Source organism: Streptomyces sp. NPDC001056 (assembly GCF_053598955.1).
In genome coordinates this window covers 135,151-150,787 of sequence record NZ_JBSFLI010000014.1, presented here as the reverse complement: position 1 = coordinate 150,787, position 15,637 = coordinate 135,151, and the positions used below count along the sequence as shown (strand labels likewise).

At 71.1% G+C, this 15,637-nt stretch carries 11 protein-coding genes and 2 pseudogenes; 5 read left to right on the top strand and 8 right to left on the bottom strand.

Annotated features, from left to right (window positions below):
• Positions 1–94: 94 nt before the first annotated feature.
• The 3 genes and pseudogenes from ACWDD7_RS18830 to ACWDD7_RS18820 form a co-directional block, all read left to right on the top strand.
• Positions 95–199 (top strand): annotated as a pseudogene (locus ACWDD7_RS18830) (IS5/IS1182 family transposase); the annotation flags it as partial.
• A gap of 426 nt (positions 200–625) precedes the next feature.
• Positions 626–2,686, top strand: coding sequence for a LamG domain-containing protein (locus ACWDD7_RS18825; protein WP_450458161.1), 2,061 nt, complete (start codon positions 626–628; stop codon positions 2,684–2,686).
• A 167-nt stretch (positions 2,687–2,853) separates the two neighbouring features.
• Positions 2,854–4,512: a hypothetical protein gene (locus ACWDD7_RS18820; protein WP_450458135.1), complete on the top strand. Its 1,659-nt coding sequence runs from the start codon at positions 2,854–2,856 to the stop codon at positions 4,510–4,512.
• A gap of 126 nt (positions 4,513–4,638) precedes the next feature.
• On the opposite strand, the gene ACWDD7_RS18815 is transcribed toward ACWDD7_RS18820, so the two are convergent.
• Entirely contained in the window at positions 4,639–4,869 is a 231-nt protein-coding gene (locus ACWDD7_RS18815; RefSeq protein ID WP_351877009.1) for a hypothetical protein, read from the bottom strand.
• Positions 4,870–4,956: 87 nt separating this feature from the next.
• Between ACWDD7_RS18815 and ACWDD7_RS18810 the strand changes: the two genes are divergently transcribed.
• Positions 4,957–6,303, top strand: a complete 1,347-nt coding sequence (locus ACWDD7_RS18810) for an LGFP repeat-containing protein (RefSeq protein ID WP_450458134.1) — start codon at positions 4,957–4,959, stop codon at positions 6,301–6,303.
• Between the two features lie 307 nt (positions 6,304–6,610).
• Here ACWDD7_RS18810 and ACWDD7_RS18805 read toward each other — a convergent pair whose 3' ends face one another.
• From ACWDD7_RS18805 to ACWDD7_RS18790, 4 genes and pseudogenes are all read right to left on the bottom strand, one after another.
• Positions 6,611–8,497, bottom strand: coding sequence for an FUSC family protein (locus tag ACWDD7_RS18805; RefSeq protein WP_450458133.1), 1,887 nt, complete (start codon positions 8,495–8,497; stop codon positions 6,611–6,613).
• A 321-nt stretch (positions 8,498–8,818) separates the two neighbouring features.
• Positions 8,819–8,905: pseudogene (locus ACWDD7_RS18800) on the bottom strand (transposase); the annotation flags it as partial.
• Between the two features lie 217 nt (positions 8,906–9,122).
• On the bottom strand, positions 9,123–9,938 hold the full coding sequence (locus tag ACWDD7_RS18795) for a prolyl oligopeptidase family serine peptidase (protein WP_450458132.1): 816 nt from the start codon (positions 9,936–9,938) through the stop codon (positions 9,123–9,125).
• Positions 9,939–10,638: 700 nt separating this feature from the next.
• The gene (locus tag ACWDD7_RS18790) at positions 10,639–11,514 is read right to left on the bottom strand and encodes a LysR family transcriptional regulator (protein ID WP_450458131.1); all 876 of its coding nucleotides are present in this window, start codon (positions 11,512–11,514) and stop codon (positions 10,639–10,641) included.
• Positions 11,515–11,636: 122 nt separating this feature from the next.
• On the opposite strand from ACWDD7_RS18790, the gene ACWDD7_RS18785 reads away from it, so the two are divergent.
• Positions 11,637–12,635, top strand: coding sequence for an NADP-dependent oxidoreductase (locus ACWDD7_RS18785; protein ID WP_450458130.1), 999 nt, complete (start codon positions 11,637–11,639; stop codon positions 12,633–12,635).
• Positions 12,636–12,735: 100 nt separating this feature from the next.
• On the opposite strand, the gene ACWDD7_RS18780 is transcribed toward ACWDD7_RS18785, so the two are convergent.
• The 3 genes from ACWDD7_RS18780 to ACWDD7_RS18770 all read right to left on the bottom strand — a co-directional run bounded on the left by ACWDD7_RS18780 (position 12,736) and on the right by ACWDD7_RS18770 (position 15,635).
• On the bottom strand, positions 12,736–13,596 hold the full coding sequence (locus tag ACWDD7_RS18780; protein WP_450458129.1) for an NmrA family NAD(P)-binding protein: 861 nt from the start codon (positions 13,594–13,596) through the stop codon (positions 12,736–12,738).
• 294 nt (positions 13,597–13,890) lie between these two features.
• Positions 13,891–14,433: a cupin domain-containing protein gene (locus ACWDD7_RS18775; RefSeq protein ID WP_351877529.1), complete on the bottom strand. Its 543-nt coding sequence runs from the start codon at positions 14,431–14,433 to the stop codon at positions 13,891–13,893.
• Positions 14,430–15,635, bottom strand: coding sequence for an ATP-grasp domain-containing protein (locus tag ACWDD7_RS18770; RefSeq protein WP_450458160.1), 1,206 nt, complete (start codon positions 15,633–15,635; stop codon positions 14,430–14,432). Before ACWDD7_RS18770 ends, ACWDD7_RS18775 begins: the two co-directional genes overlap by 4 nt.
• Between the last annotated feature and the right edge of the window lie 2 nt (positions 15,636–15,637).

The following is a 15,637-nucleotide window of genomic DNA, read 5'->3' as shown; positions in this document are numbered from 1 at the left end:
GCAGCCTTCACCAGAACTGGAACCCGTACGAAATTCACCGCGGGTCCTAGGAGGTTGTCCCGTAACTGCTGGTCAGAGGTGAGATAATCTTGCCGTGGCTGGTGTGATCACGGCGTCGGAGCCCTCGTGGATAGCCCCGTTCACCGGACTGAGCCCGCGGCAGTTCGCCAAGCTGATCACCGCGCTGTCGCCGCCCGGCGTGCACGACACCGCCTTCCCACTGGTGACCGACACAGTGCCCAGCGGCGCCAACTCCGGCAGCTCGTGCAGCAACAGCACCGCCACCTTCCACGTGAAGGCCCGGGTGCAGAAGATCGCCGACGAGGACGGCAACGGCTACGACGCCGACGGCACCTTCGGCGGCGGCGCCAACACCTGGGCCATCGGCCTGTACGGCAACGAGTCCGAGTCCTCGAGCAACGACGACTACCTGCGCCTGTCGACCACGCTGACCCTCACCACCAAGTTCGACATCCCGCCCGGCATCCCCACCGACCTGCACATCACCCAGGCCGCCACCGGTGCCACGGCCGCCTGCGCCACCAGCGGCGCGGGCTGGATCGGCGCCACCACCTACTCAGATGCCGGCAGCAACGTCACCCTGCACTCCACCGTCACCAGCCAGATGTCCGGCGCGAACGTCAAGGCGCACTACCACGTCTGGGACCGCACCATCGACCCCGACGCCCCCTCCAGCGACGACAGCTGCGACCCTGGCGCCTGCCGGTCCAGCGGCATGAAGTCGTTCCTGTGGCAGCTCGACTCGCCGCCTACCAGCTTGGACGGCCAGAGCGCCGCGATCTCCGGCACCGACAGCCAGGGCCGCTCCACCGCCACCATCCCCGTCCCGATCCAGTACCGGGGCGTGCACACCCTGTATGTGGCCGGCGTCGACAAGGCAGGCAACATCTCCACCAGCCCGGCCGGCTACACATTCACCGTCCCGTGGAACTCCGCCACCAAGGTCAAGCCGGGTGACATCATCGGCGACGGCGTACCCGACCTCCTCGCCACCACCAAGACCGGCGACCTCGACCTCGTCCCCGGCAACCAGGACCCCGCGCAGGCCGTGGCCCCGGTGCACAGGGACCCCGTCACCGGCACCCCGCCGGACGTCACCGGCCCCGTCACCGTCTCCACCAAGGACGACTCCCCCGACAGCACCGGCTGGAACAACTACGTCATCGCCCACCGCGGCAACCTGCGCGGCGCCAACGGCGACGACCTGTGGGCGTACAACAAGACCAGCAAGAACCTCTACGCCGTCAAGAACGACCTCGACCCCGTCGACGACGCAACCTTCCCCCGCACCCCTTGGTCCACCCTCGGCGACTTCGTCGGCAGGCGCTTCGACGGCGTGGTCAAGGACCCCTGCGCCCCGTCCGACGTCGTCGCCGACGACACCTGCTGCCGCAGCACCGACCACGACAGTACGACCTGGAACATCAGCCAGCTCATCGCACCGGGCAACGTCTTCGGCAACACCGACGACTACCCCGCCGTCATCACCGTCGAGAACAAGGAACTCTGGATCTACCAGTCCGACGGCGGCTACCACCTGAAGAACCCGATCCTGCTCGGCGACGGTGACTGGACCACCCAGTCCCCCATCGCCGCGGGCACCTTCCAGAACAAGCCTGTCCTGTGGTCCCGCGACAACGCCACCGGCCGGCTCTACAGCTACCCGATCACCGTCGACCCGGCCACGCTGGTCCCGGCCCTGCTCCATCCCACCGTGCGCACCAGCCTCGGCCTCACCCTGTCGCCGACCCTCTACCCCGTCGTCGCCTCCCCCGGTGACGTCAACAGCCCCATCCAGGCCGGCGACACCAACCCGGCGCCCCGGACGGCAACCCCGACCTCTACGCCGTCGGCCCCTTCGGCCAGCTCGTCGAGTACAACTACCGCCAGAGCCTGGTCCCCACCTCGCCGCCCACCTACGGCTTCGGCTCATCGGTCTCGCTGGGGTCGGTCACCGACACCGCCACCCACTGGTGGAAGCTCGCCGAAGGCAGCGGCACCACCGCCGTCGACAGCACCGGCACCCGGCAACGCGGTGGCCCTCAACGGCGCCACCGGCTACGGCAGCACGACGGGTCCGGCCGTGGACACCTCCAAGAGCTTCAGCGTCTCCGCCTGGGTCAAGCTCACCTCGCTGGGCACCGCCAACAGCACCGTCCTCTCCCAGAACGGCACCGACAACAACGGGTTCCAGCTGTACTACTCTTCCGGAGCCCAGTCCTGGGCGTTCGGCCGCCACAGCACCGACGCCGACGACGCCGTCTGGCGCGCGACCTACGGCGGCAAGCCCGCGGCCGGACGCTGGACCCACCTCGTCGGTATCTACGACGCCACCGCCAAGAAGATCTGCCTCTACGTCGACGGCAAACTCGTCGGCACCCAAGACTGGACCTACACCCCCTGGAACGCCACCGGACCCGTCCGGATCGGCCGCAAACTCGCCTCTGGCACCTACGGCGAATTCACCAACGGCGCCGTCAGCGACATCCGCATCTACCCCCACCGCCCTGCCCCCGGCGGACGCCGCTTCCAGCGGCGACCTGCCGAAGATAACCCAGCTCGACTGACACCAGGCCGTCACCCGGCGCCGCCGCCCCACCCGGACACCTCCGGGTGCGGGCGGTGCCCGCCACGGAGCCGGATGCCGGCTCCAACCGCTCGGTAGACCGCACTCACGAGCTCGCGCCGCAAAGCGCGTCGCGACAGCCGACCGGGGCACCTGGGCCGACCATCCGACCCCACGGGCGAGCCCGCCAAGGCACGCGACACGGCCCACACCTTCCGTTCGACCCGCACTCTCGCCCGCACCCCACCTCCTGACTGGAAACCAACATGAGACGCAGCACCCTCCTGGCCGCGGCCACGGCGACCTCCCTGTCCGCATCCCTGTTCACGGGAACCTCCCCGGCATGGGCGGACGGCACCACAGGCGGTCCGGTCCTGTCCGACGCCACCGACTGGTACGAGCCGGGCCTGCTCTTCGTCACGGCGCACTCCGACAGCCCGCTCACCAGCATCACGGCCCACTTCTATCCCCTGGGCGCACCGGACGGGGCCCCGGAGGCCGGATCGACCGCTGACTTCACCCAGTACTCGGGGCCAGACGCCCGCTCCGGCGTCTGGCGGGCGCCGGTGCACCTGGCCGAACTCGGCGACTACCGGGTGACCGTCGACCTGCAGGACGCCTCCGGCGCCACCGTCACCGCAGCCCTCTCACCGCACACCCTGCACTACCAGACCGTCCTCACGGTCACCGGCCTCACCGCCACTCCGGACGTGCCGGACTTCCTCCACCAGGATGTCTCCGTCGGCGGCACCGTCGTCGCCCGTGATCCCCGCGACCCCGGCACCCCGGCTCCCGCCGCCGGCGTCACCGTCACCGTCGACGCCGGGCACGTCCACACGAGCGCGGCCACCGGCGCCGACGGCCGCTTCACCGCCGCCTTCGTCCCCTCCGCGCCCTCCTTCCAGCTGTACACCACACCGGAGGCATCCAGCGGCTACCCGGGGGCGATCACCCCGCCGACAACCCCCAAGAGCATGCACACCGCACAGGCACCGGTCCGCTTCTCGGCCAGCACGCACACCCTGAACCTGCGCCAGGGGGCGACGGGGACCATCACCGGTCACGCGGAGATCCAGACCGCCTCGGGCTGGCAGCCGCTGCCGCACACCCCGATCGCCGTCCAGGGCAACGCGCTCGTGGCCGGGCAGACGACCACCGACGAGCGGGGCGACTACATCCTGCGCGTCCCTTCGGACAACGCCGCTCCGGACGCCGAACTCATAGCGGGTACCGGCGGCATGCCTTTCCAACAGACCGCCACCGAGCCCTTCAGCCTCCACGTCGCCTACACCACCTACACCGCCCTGAGGGCGTCCCTCAACGACGACGGGTCCTTGACGGCCGACGGCGACGTGTATTTCGAAGACACCCGCGCCCATTGGCCTGCCAAGCCCACCGTCACCCTGCAGTACTCCAAGGACGGCAAGACCGGCTGGAAGGACGCCGCAACCGTTGCGGTTCCGGTCCGCCACAACAAACCGCTGGTCCCGGAGACGTTCGCCCGCACTCTCACCAAGCCGGACACCGACGCCTACTGGCGCGCCCGCTTCGACGGCGACCCCGACCTGGGCACCAGCACCACCAAGCCGGTGCGCCTCTACCGCTACGCCACCCGCATCACCGGCTTCCACGCCTCCCCCGACCCGGTCCGAAAGGGACAGTCGATCAGCTTCGCGGGCACCCTCCAGTACAAGAAGGGCACCGTCTGGAAGCCGCTCCCCGACGGCTGGCCCACCCTCTACTTCAAGCCGCGCGGCTCCACCACCTACCACTACGTCTGCGAACTGGACAGCGACGGCAACGGCCACCTCAAGGGCAGGGTGACCGCCAAACAGGACGGCACCTGGGCCATCGCCCTCAGCCGCGAGACCGGGGACCACTACCTCGCAAGCACCAGAGTCACCGACTACGTCGACGTCCGCTGATCCGCATCACAACCGCGGCCTACCCGGTCAGTCCGCGCGACTTGTCGTCGTACGTCAGCTGGTCCAGCAGCAGGTTGGACTACTGCTGCCGGAACGGCACTTGATCACGTCACCGCCTTAATTCGGTCACGCGGCGGGGGAGAGGTCGAGGCGGGCAAGGTGGCTGACGCGGGCACGTCTCGTTCCGGTGACCGCGACGGCCGGGTGGCGGGGCTCCACCATGTGCCGGTGTCCCCGCGTGGGACGGTGGCCTGCCAGCGGGATCGCTGCCGGGCCGTCACCCGTGGTCCGGGCCCTGGAGTCCTGGTACACGAAGACGGTCGCGGCGAACGCCTTCCAGGAGGCGGTCGACGACATCCACCACGGCACCCGTTTCAACCATATGGGTGACTTGGCCCATTGGATCGGCCAGAGGCGGCGAAGACGACCGTGAGAATCACTCGGGTGAACACCACCAGAGAACCCTCAACGCCCCGCGGACGAGTCCGCCGACGGGGAGCGAAAATCTCGCTCCTGTTCACCGCCCTCCTCGCCGGCTCCCTCTTCCCGGCGCCGGCCTCCGCCGCCGGGAAGGACCCGGAACAGATCTGCGGCCGCACGGTCCAGGGCCGCATCCTGGAAAAGTACCGGGAGTACCGAGCCACGCTCGGCTGCCCCCGGAGCGACGAGCAGACCGCTCCCGACGGAGTGGGCCGGTTCAGTGTCTTCGACGGCGGCTCGATCTACTGGAGCCCGTCCACCGACGCCCACGCCATCTGGGGCCTCATCCGCGACAAGTGGGCCGCCATGGGCTGGGAGAAGGGCTCCCTCGGCTACCCCACCAGCGACGAACTGTCCCTCCCTGACGGCGCTGGGAAGCGTCAGGTGTTCCAAGGCGGCTCGCTCTACTGGCATCCCACGCGCTCCAAGGGCGTCCACCCCGTCTGGGGCCTCATCGGCCAGCGCTGGGGACAGGCGGGCTGGGAAGGCGGGGTGTACGGCTACCCCATTACCGACGAACTCCAGCAGGAGGGCGTCACCCAGATGTTCGAGCACGGCCCCATCCGGTGGTCGCCGAACGAGACCGCGAACCCGCTGATCCCCCGCGCGAACGCCCAGTTCTTCCAGGGCAGCCCGGCCCCGGGTGATCTGAAGGAGAGCGCCACGCTGCTGCCCAAGGGCCCCGACCGGGGCATCGTCGTGGTGCGCGGCTACATCGGCGACGACGGAAACCCGGTCAACCACGCCCTGGGCAACCACCGCCTGTGGAGCACCGAACCCGAAGCCGGCTCCAAGGTGGCCATCGCCTGGGACACCGCCACGGGCCAGGTCGGGATCTACGTAGACCAGTCCTGTGTCGGGGATCTGACGTGCCGTAATGCCAAGCCTCTGGTGCGTACCGAGCACGCCAAGGTGGTCCAGGACGACCGGACCCCGCAGAACGAGTACTGGGTGGAGCCCTACGGTGACGGCGGCATCCGGGTGGACGTGTCAGCGGTCAACTCGTTCGTGGACGTCCCGGGCTCGCAGTACGCGGATCTCGGCCGGATCAACGCGACGTTCCACATTATCCCGCACGTTTATGACGACAAGAACAAGAACTTCACCGGCTTCGACGTCGACACGAACAAGGACAAGTACCCGTCCTGGGAGGTCCTGCGCTACCCGCGTCTGCTGGAGAACTCCGGTTCCCCGCAGGCTCTGTGGCAGGGCAGCGTGTGGCAGGGTTCCATCGTGGACCTGAAGGCCCCGCAGCACCTGTGCTACCGGAATGACCCGGACCACGCACCTGTCAGCATGACCTGCAACTGATCAACGCAACGTGGCGAGAGTCATCAGCGAGCCCGGCGGAAAAGGTGAGCGAGCCGTCGGGCTTCAATCCGTCTTCCGAACTCTGCGGCCAACTGTAGGTCCTGAGCCAGCGCGGCATCTCTGAATCCCGGGCGTTATGTTCCTGGTAGCTGGCCACGTCACCGAGGGCCGCCCCGATCTTCCGCGCCGCCCGCCGCATGATGCACGGTATCCAGGTGGAGGTCTGCCACTGGAAGCTCGACGAGCTCTCGATCGGCCTCCCTCCCCGGTGGTCTCACGGCGATGAACGCCTCGACCCGTTCGTCGGTCAGGAATCGTGCGAGGTCCGGCGGGAAGTGGCACGCATGGGCCCACCGTACGGCTGTGCGGCGGCCGGCAACGGCACCTCGCTCTCCCGGAGCCCCAGCTCGTCCAGGGCATACCGCAGTTGTCTGACATGCCGGGGTGTGAGCCGGCCCGTGTCGTCGAGGTGGACGGCGCAGGCCGTGGTGGTGTCGACAAGTCGTTCCAGGAGATCCGCGACGGCGTCCGTGCCCGCGGTGTGCCGGGCGAGGGCGGGCAGTTCGGCGGCGGCGAGCGCGATGGTGGTACGGGCCTCGGCGAGGGTGCGGTAGGCCTCCCTGCGCAGCGCCCACCGCTCGGCGCGGTCGTCGTACTCACCGAGGACGTGCACCAGATAAGCATGCGCAGCACTCGCGGCCGCCGCGAGCCGCGCCCGTACCCTGCCGCCGCGCTCCCCCGGCATCGGCAGATGCCCGACGACGAGCACGAGCGCGCAGGCCAGCAGGGTCTCGCCGATCCGGCTGACGCAGGCCTGCGGCTCGCCGCCGGCCATGACCAGGGCGAGGACGAGGACGGTGACGACGGCGGTCTGCGCGGCGAAGTGCCGGGTGGTGACGGGAACAAGCGCCCCGCACACCGTGACCAGTGCGATCAGGCCGGCGGGCCGGGGCAGCAACGCGGCCAGTCCGGCGAACGCCAGGGCGCCCAGCACGGTCCCGGCGGCCCGGCACAGCACTCGGGAAGCCAGCGGCCCGAGGTCGGGTTTGACGAGGAAGGCGGCGGTGGCGGGCAGCCAGTACCAGTGCTGGCCGTACCAGCGGGTGTGGTGCAGCGCCCGGGCGATGGCGGCGCCGGCCCCGAAGCAGACGCAGACCCGCCACCCGTACTCGCGGCCGCCGGTGCCGATCGCGGCGCGCAGTGCCTTCCGGGCGCTCCGCCGGCGCCCCACCAGCCCCCGGTCGGCGCCCTCACCCCGGTCGAAGGCCTCGGCCGCGCGCAGCAAGGTCTCGTCGAGGGCGCGCAGGGCGGCGTCCGACCGGTGGGGGGCCGGCAGCGGGCCGGGGCCGGTATTGCCGCGGACGGCGGCGGCGAGCCGCCGGGGCCCTTCCGCGGCCCGCGCCGAGACCGGCGCCCCCGACCAGAACAGGGCGGTGGCGGCCTCGGCGAGGGGCAGCGCGGCCGCGAACCGCGCGAGCAGTCGGCGCTCGGTGACGGAGCCGGCGTACCGGCGCAGCCGGGGTCCGGCGAGGGCGTCCTGGGCATGGTCGAGGGCGGCGGTGAGCGCGGCCCGCCGTGCGGTGGCTTGTTCCCCGCCCACGGCGTCGAGGAGCGCGGCGACAGCGTCGTACACCTCGGCGACCGCCGTGCGCTCCCCGTCGAACCGGAAGTCCCCGGTGAACGAGCCGGGCGTGGGCAGGGCGAGCCGCAGCACGAGCAGCCAGCCGGCCCCGGCGAGGAAGGCGAGCGCCCGCTGCCACCCGCTCTCGGCCGCCGGCATCCCGGCGCCGAGCGCGGCGCCGACGAGCAGTTGCGTTCCCGCGGCGGACGCGACGGCCCCGACCGCGCTGATGCTCCCGGCGACCAGCCCGAGCAGGGCGAGCACCAGGGTCAGCGGTACGGCGGCCAGCCCCCGCCCCGCACACGTCCCCGCGAGCAGCCCGAGCGCCCCCGCGAGCGCGGGCGCCCCGAGCCGCTTGACGGAGGCCCGGCGGCTGCCGGGCCGGTCGTTGACGCCGGCGAGCATCGCGGCGATGGCGGCGAGGACACCGGGGGCGGTGTGTCCCGTACCGACGCCGGCGAGCAGCAGCGGCCCGGCGGCGAGCGCGCCTCGGATCACCGCGCTCCAGGGCACGGGACCGCGCTGGGCGCGCAGGGCATGGGCGAGCCAGAGGGGTGCGGCGGGCCGGGGCACGGGGCTCCTGTCGTACGCGGGCGGGTTGTGCGGCGCCTTCGGACGACAGTGGCCGGGTGGGCTTCGCTCCCACGGTAGAGGGCGTTCTCGGTGGGAACTCGGCGATCACGTTTCAGGAACGTGAAAGGTGTCCGTTGCGGCCGGTTTCCTGTGCGTGCTATGCGCTCGACGACGATCGTCTCGGCTTCGGTCACGGCGGCAAGGGCCTCGGGTGCGCTCGCGGCGTACCCGCCACCGAGTCGATGCCCGTACCGGCCGCGCTCCACCAGCCGCCTGAAGTACGTACTACTGAGTTTGAACTCGTGATGTCGCCATGCGAGGTCAGGGGTTGATGGTCAGGCCGGTCTCGGCGAGGCAGCCGTCGACGAGGTGGCTGCGGTACTGGAGGTGCCGGAGGTCGCGCCCGATGCCCCGCATGAGGTGCGACTCCTCATGGAACTACCGGCGTTCGGCCATCAGTCCGCCGTCCTGTGGATACCGCATGCCCCGGGGATCCCGCAGCCGACCACGACCCGTCAGCCCCTACGACACCACGAGTGCAACGTCGCGATGGAGGCAGAAGCCGGTCGAGGGGGCCCTGGGTTCCGAATGGGCCTCAGCGGCGGGATCTTCGGACCGCAGCGATTCACGCCGAACCGACGGCGGCGGTGTCCAGGGGGACGTCGGGGGCGATGTGGGCGCCGAGGACCTCGCGGTACAGGGCGACCTCGGCCAGCAGGGAGCGGCGGACGCTGTCGGCCCGGCGGAAGCCGTGTCCCTCGCCTTCGAAGAGCAGGAAGCGGTGCCATACGCCGCGTTCTGCGAGACTCTCGACGATGCGAGTGGCCTGGTCCGGGCGGCAGATGAAATCGTCCGCGCCCTGGAGCATCACCAGCGGCACGGTGATGCGGTGTGCGTTCGCGGCGGGTGAGACCTTGTCGAACCGGGCCTGGTCCCGCGGGAGGACGCCGATCAGGGTGTCCACGTAGCGGGACTCGAAATCGTGGGTCTGCTCGGCCCGCCACCGTGCCGGTTCACTGATCGGGTAGAGGACCGTGCCCGCGCAGAAGACGTCGGTATGGACCAGACAGGCCAGGCTGGTCCAGCCGCCGGCCGAGCCACCGCGCACAGCCGTACGGGCCGGGTCGGCCAGACCCTCGGTGGCCAGTGCGCGGGCGACGGTGACGCAGTCGTCGGCGTCCACCACGCCCCATTGCCCGCGCAGCCGGTCGCGGTAGGCCCTGCCGTAGCCGGTGGAACCGCCGTAGTCGACGTCCGCGACGGTGAAGCCGCGACTGGTGAAGAAGGAGTACTCCAGGTCGGCGGTGACACCGGTGGAACTCGTCGGGCCGCCGTGCACCTGCACCAGCAGGGGTGGCCGTTCGCCCTCGGGTGCGGTGGCCGTGGGATGGGTGGGCCGGTGCAGCACGAAGTGGACGGGGCGGCCCTGCGCGTCGTACACGGTGCGACGTTCGGGCAGAGGCTGCCAACGGGCCAGCGGATCCGGTGACTTGGGTCTGACGCGTCATGCCGGACCGGACCTGGGTGCAGGATGCGTTCGCCGTCCGACCAGAGGTCCCCCTGGAAACTGCTCCAGCCGTCGGCGAGTTCCGTCAGTTCGTCGTTTTTCGGCGACCAACAGGACATTCGCTGTGGACCGTTGCCGTGGGTGAGTACCACGCCGTCGGCGACCTCGGCATCCCGGTCCTGGTCGGCGCGGACATCGGACACGGCGTGCCGCAGCAGACGTTCCCCAGGACGGCGAAGCATTCACGGGCGGCGCCGCAAGGGCGCGCCCGCCGCGCTGTGCGACGCCGCGGCGATCAGGACGATCTACGCCCACGGCACCGGGCGGACCGGGTCCTCGAAGGTCGACCTGGTGGATCAGGGACGTCATAGGAGGGCGCCACAGATCGGGCAGGCCGACAGCGTGGCCGTCCGGTGCAGGTACTCCAAGGGACCGCCGAAGCGATGACCATGCTTCTGGTCCCGGAGATGGATCGGATGGTCGACGTGCTGGGCGAGTGGGTGCAGGAGGTGCGCCCGCCGCGCTCGGCGGACCGGCATCCGGCCTTGCGGGTGAGCGAGCGGGCCGACCGGGACACGGCGCGCGTGAACACCGCTTGGCGCAGTTCGGCGCCGAGCGGACCGGCTGGTCCCGGTCAGGCTGCCGGAGCGGTCAGGACGGCCTCGGCAGCCAGCCGGAGACTCCTGATCATCGGATTCGGGTCACCCTTGCGGCTGACCAGGACGACCTGGCTGGGGGGAGCGCCCTCGATCGGGACGGTGACGAGGTCGGGACGCAGTGAGCTACGCCGATCACCGACCGGCAGCACGGCGATCGCCCGGCCACTCGCGACGAGTTCGAGCTTGTCCTCGTAGCTGTCGATCGGCGGCACGCCGGCCCCGAGAAGCCGGTAGGAGGTCCAGTCCGCGGTCTCGAACGCGCACGGCGCCGCCTGCTCGTCGGCCAGTTCGTCCGCGGTCACCGACGCCCGGTCGGCCAAGGGATGGCCGCGCGGGACCACGAGCATCCGGGGCTCCTCGTACAGCGGGGTGGTGAACACGTCGTCGGCGGCGAGCGGCAGCGGGGCCCGCGCGATCAGGGCGTCGACGCGCTTGTCGGACAGCGCCTCGACGTCGCGGCAGCTCAGGTAGCGGGTGGCGATCTCGGCGTCCGGGTGCCGGCGGCGCAGTTCCCGTACGGCGGCGGTGATCACCAGGTCTTCGACGTAGCCGATGGCGATTCGTTCGGTCTCGGCTTGTTCACGCACGGCCAGCTCGGCCTGGCGGGCGGCCTGTAGCAGGGCTTGGGCCCGGGGGAGGAACCTCTGGCCGGCCGGAGTGAGCCGGGTGCCCTGGGGTACGCGGTCCAGCAGTCGTGCGCCGAGATACTTCTCAAGCCGTTGGATCTGGCGGCTCAGCGCCGGCTGGGCCACGTGCAGGTCGGCGGCGGCCCGGCCGAAGTGCTGGTGCGCCGCCACCACGGTGAAGTAGCGCACCAGCCGCAGTTCCAGGTCCTTTCCGAGATCGTTCACCCTTCCAGCGTACGCGTCATGCGGTTTCGGAATGACGGGGTTGCCGAACCGGTCTTGGACGGCCACGGCGTCCTGGGCCTTGACTGAAGGAACAACGTTTCCCCAGGAAAGCGACAGGCGCGATGAAGGCGATCCAGTTCCACGAAGCGGGCGGGCCGGACGTTCTGCGGTACGACGAGGTGCCGGTTCCGGAGATCGGTCCGGGCGAGGTGCTCGTCCGGGTGCACGCGGCGGGCGTCAACCCGCCGGACTGGTACCTGCGTGAGGGGATGAAGGTGATGCCGGCCGAGATGAGGCCGACGCTGGAGTTCCCCCTGATCCCGGGAACGGACATGTCGGGCGTGGTCCAGGCGGTCGCTCCGGACGTGCGGGGGTTCGCCGTCGGTGACGAGGTCTTCGGCATGCTGCGGTTCCCCGGATTCGACGGCCGGACGTACGCCGAGTACGTGGCCGCGCCGGCTTCGGACCTGGCCCCCAAGCCGGCCGGTATCGACCACGTGCAGGCGGCTGGGGCGCCGATGGCGCTGCTTACGGCCTGGCAGTACCTGGTGGAGCTCGGCCACGACGTGCCGTCTCCCTTCACCGGCCGGGTGCACCAGCCGGTGCCGATCACGCGAGGGATGACCGTGCTGGTCAACGGGGCGGCCGGTGGAGTGGGCCACTTCGCGGTGCAGTTGGCGAAATGGAAGGGGGCACACGTCATCACGGTGGCGTCGGGCCGGCACGAGCAGTTCCTGCGCAGGCTCGGCGCCGATGAGTTCATCGACTACACCAGGACGCGGGCCGCGGACGTGGTCAGCGGTGTCGACCTGGTGATCGACACCGTCGGCGGCCCGGACAGCTCACGCTTCCTGACCGTGCTCAAGCGCGGCGGCACCATGCTTCCGGTGTTCTTCGCCCCGTACGACCCGGAGGAGACGGCGCGTCTGGGCATCACCGTCTCGAACATTCAGGTGCGCTCCAACGGTCCCCAGCTCGCCGAGATCGGGCGCCTGTTCGACGAGGGCAAGCTCCAGGTCGGGGTGGACAGCACCTACCCGCTGCCCGAGGCGGGCAGCGCACACACGCGAGCCGCGCAGGGCCACCTCCAGGGCAAGATCGTGCTGACGGTGGTCCCTTGATCGCGAGCCTTCTCCAACCTGCCCTTGCGCCCACCAGGCGGCCCTTCCGGTCGGTCGACGGGGGGGGTGGTGTTTTCGGTGCTCGCGGGCGGGGTCCGTGTCAGCGCAGGGCGGCGGTGATCGCGTCGGCGAGGGTGGTGGTGGGCCGTCCGATCAGGCGGCGCAGGTCGCCGGTGTCGGTGAACAGTTCGCCGCGGCCCAGTCCGAGGTCGGAGTCGGCGAGGATCTGGGCCAGTTCGGCGGGCACGCCGGCGCCGGTCAGCGCCTGGGCGAAGGCGCCTGCGGGGAGGTCGGTGTAGGCGATGGGCGTGCCGGTCGCGGCGGAGGCGGTGGCGGCGAGTTCGGCCAGGGTGAACGCCTGGTCGCCACCCAGCTCGTAGACGGCGCCGGTGTGGCCTTCGGTGGTCAGGACGACCGCGGCGGCCTCGGCGTAGTCGGTGCGGGTCGCGGCACTGACCGTGCCCTCGCCGGCCGCTCCGAGGAAGGTGCCGTGCTGGAGGGCCAGGGGCAGCTGGCCGGTGTAGTTCTCCAGGTACCAGCTGTTGCGCAGCACCACGGCGGGGGCGTCGCGTTCGCGCAGGTACTCCTCAGTGGCGCGGTGGGTTTCGGCGAGGATCGTTCGGGCCGTGTCGGCCCGCGTCATGCTCGTGTACGCGATCAGGGACACCTCGGCGGCCAGTGCTGCGTCGATGGCGCGGCGGTGATGGGCCAGGCGCTCGTCCACGGGGATCGAGGCCGAGATCAGCAGTAGCTTCTCCGCCCCCGCGAAGGCCGCCGCGAGGCTGGCGGGGTCGGCGAAGTCCGCCCGGCGCGTCACGACACCACGGTCGGCCAGGTCCTTGATCCTCGCGGTGTCCCGACCCGTGGCGACGATGTCCGCGGCCGGCACTCCACGCCGCAGCAGCGCCTCGACGGCGAGTCGGCCCAGCTGGCCGGTGGCTCCGGTGACGACGATGGACATGTGAGGTCCCCATTCCGCCGCGGCTTTCGCGGCACGCCATCACCCTGACCTGCCAACTCTCCATTGGTAAGTAGCCACTTCTGGGTAAGGTAGCCACCCGGATGAAAGAAATGAGGTGGGAGCCGTGGCGACTGCCGAGACTGTGGCCGACGCGACATCGTCGTGGGACCGTACGAGCAAGGCTGCCCGTCACGGGACCTGCTCGACCGGATCGGCGACAAATGGTCGATCCCCGTTCTCGGCGAACTCGGGGAACACGGGACATCCCGGTTCACCGAGCTGCGCAAGCGCCGGTCAGCGGTCGCGTTCGGCGCCGATGCCGACGAAGCACATGAGGGCCGCGGTGGTGCCCCGGTTGTGCCACGTGTGGCGGGTGCCGAGCTGGACGACGCAGGTGCCCGGGGTGATCAGGACCTCCTTGCCGTCGTCGAGTTCGAGGTGGAGCTCGCCCTCCAGGCAGATGCCGTAGTCGAGCGTGTCGGTGGTGTGCATGCCGGTGTCGCCGGGCTCGAAGACCTCCAGCAGGCCAGGCAGCCGCTCCTCGACCTCGGCGGCGAGCTCGTCCGGGTCGCCGGCCGGTGCGGGGACGGAGGCGTCGGGCTCGTAGCGGGCGAAGAGCAGGCGGGTGCCGCCGGTGCCGGGGAAGAAGGGCAGGGTCCTGGGCTCGGGCAGGCCGTTGCCGACCCGGGCGCCGCCGTCCTCGGTGCCCCAGGCGAGATGGAACCGCGAGCCGGGCCAGGCGCCGACGGTGGTGGCCGGGACGGGTCCGTCGGCGGCGACCACCGAGGTGCCGTCGACGGTGCGCGCGGCCACGACGAGGCGGGGCTGAAGGGTCATCGCGGGTCCTCTCCGGGTTCCACCGTCACCGAGGCGAAGAGCTCGGTGAGGAACCGTTCCAGTACGGCTGTGGGGGCGGGGCCGACGACGCCCGCGAGGGGGATGTCGGCGTCCGCGTAGGTGATGGCGGCCTTGACGGGTTCGTGCGGGGCGCGCTGCACCCAGCGCCGGACCACGGGGTTCTCTCGGAAGGGCTTCTCGCCCTCGATCCGGCAGTAGGCGGAGCCGAGGGTGTGGCCGGGGACGACGAACCAGCCGTACCGCGCGTCCGGTCCGGCGGCCGGGGCGGCGGGTCCGTCGAGTGTTTCGCCGGCCAGGAGCCGGAGTTGGGCGGAGGCCAGGTGGACGCCGGTGGCCAGCTCGAAGGTGTCGGCCACGTCCGCTCCCCCGACGCGCGCGCCCACTTCCAGGAAGACCGGGCCGTCCGCCGTCTCGATGGCTTCCAGGTGGAAGGGGCCGTCGGTGATGCCGACCGCGCGCAGGCAGGCGAGGGTGAAGTCGACGGTCGCGGGCGGGGTGTCGGTCTGCACGGAGCCGAGGGGCGCGCCCTCGGCGTAGCCGAGGCAGGTACCGAGGTACCTGCTGGCCTGGACGGCGAGCGGGCGGCCCGCCGCGACGGCTCCGTCGATGTGCAGGATCGGCCCCTCGACGAACTCCTCGATCTCGAAGCCGTCGACGTCCACGCGCACCGAGCCGTCGCGCACCGCGGTGAGGGCGGCGTCCGGCGTCGGGTAGGTCGTGATGCCCTCGCTGGAGGCGCCCGCGAGCGGCTTGAGGACGCTGCGGCCGGTCCAGTCGACGCCGGAGGCGAGGGCCCGGGCCAGCGGGGCGTAGCGCGGCACGCGCAGGCCCGCCGCGGCGACGGCGGCCTTCATGACGACCTTGTCCCGGGTGGGCAGCACGTCGGCGACGCGCGGGCCGGGGACGTCCAGTGCCTCGCGGACCTGGGCGGCGGGCAGCAGGTCGTACTCGGACAGCGCGACGACCAGGTCGGGCCGGGGCAGGCCGGAGACGGCGGCAAGGACCTCGGCCGCCGTGTCGCCGGTGCCGGGGCGTTCGATGCGGCGGGCCGGGACGCCGGCGGGGAGAGTGGCGAGCCGCTCGGGGGTGCTGACGTAGGTGACCTGGTGGGCGGTGTGGTCGAGGTTCTCGGCGTAGCGCACGAAGGAGTCGGGTACGCGGTGCATGACGAGGATGTGCATGC

What these genes read in the sequence shown, in the direction of transcription:
- ACWDD7_RS18825 (WP_450458161.1), top strand. Translation starts at nt 626, where the DNA reads ATGTCCGGCGCGAACGTCAAGGCGCACTACCACGTCTGGGACCGCACC.
- ACWDD7_RS18780 (WP_450458129.1), bottom strand. Translation starts at nt 13,596, where the DNA reads ATGTCCATCGTCGTCACCGGAGCCACCGGCCAGCTGGGCCGACTCGCC.
- ACWDD7_RS18820 (WP_450458135.1), top strand. Translation starts at nt 2,854, where the DNA reads ATGAGACGCAGCACCCTCCTGGCCGCGGCCACGGCGACCTCCCTGTCC.
- ACWDD7_RS18785 (WP_450458130.1), top strand. Translation starts at nt 11,637, where the DNA reads ATGAAGGCGATCCAGTTCCACGAAGCGGGCGGGCCGGACGTTCTGCGG.
- ACWDD7_RS18770 (WP_450458160.1), bottom strand. Translation starts at nt 15,635, where the DNA reads ATGCACATCCTCGTCATGCACCGCGTACCCGACTCCTTCGTGCGCTAC.
- ACWDD7_RS18815 (WP_351877009.1), bottom strand. Translation starts at nt 4,869, where the DNA reads ATGTCGTCGACCGCCTCCTGGAAGGCGTTCGCCGCGACCGTCTTCGTG.
- ACWDD7_RS18775 (WP_351877529.1), bottom strand. Translation starts at nt 14,433, where the DNA reads ATGACCCTTCAGCCCCGCCTCGTCGTGGCCGCGCGCACCGTCGACGGC.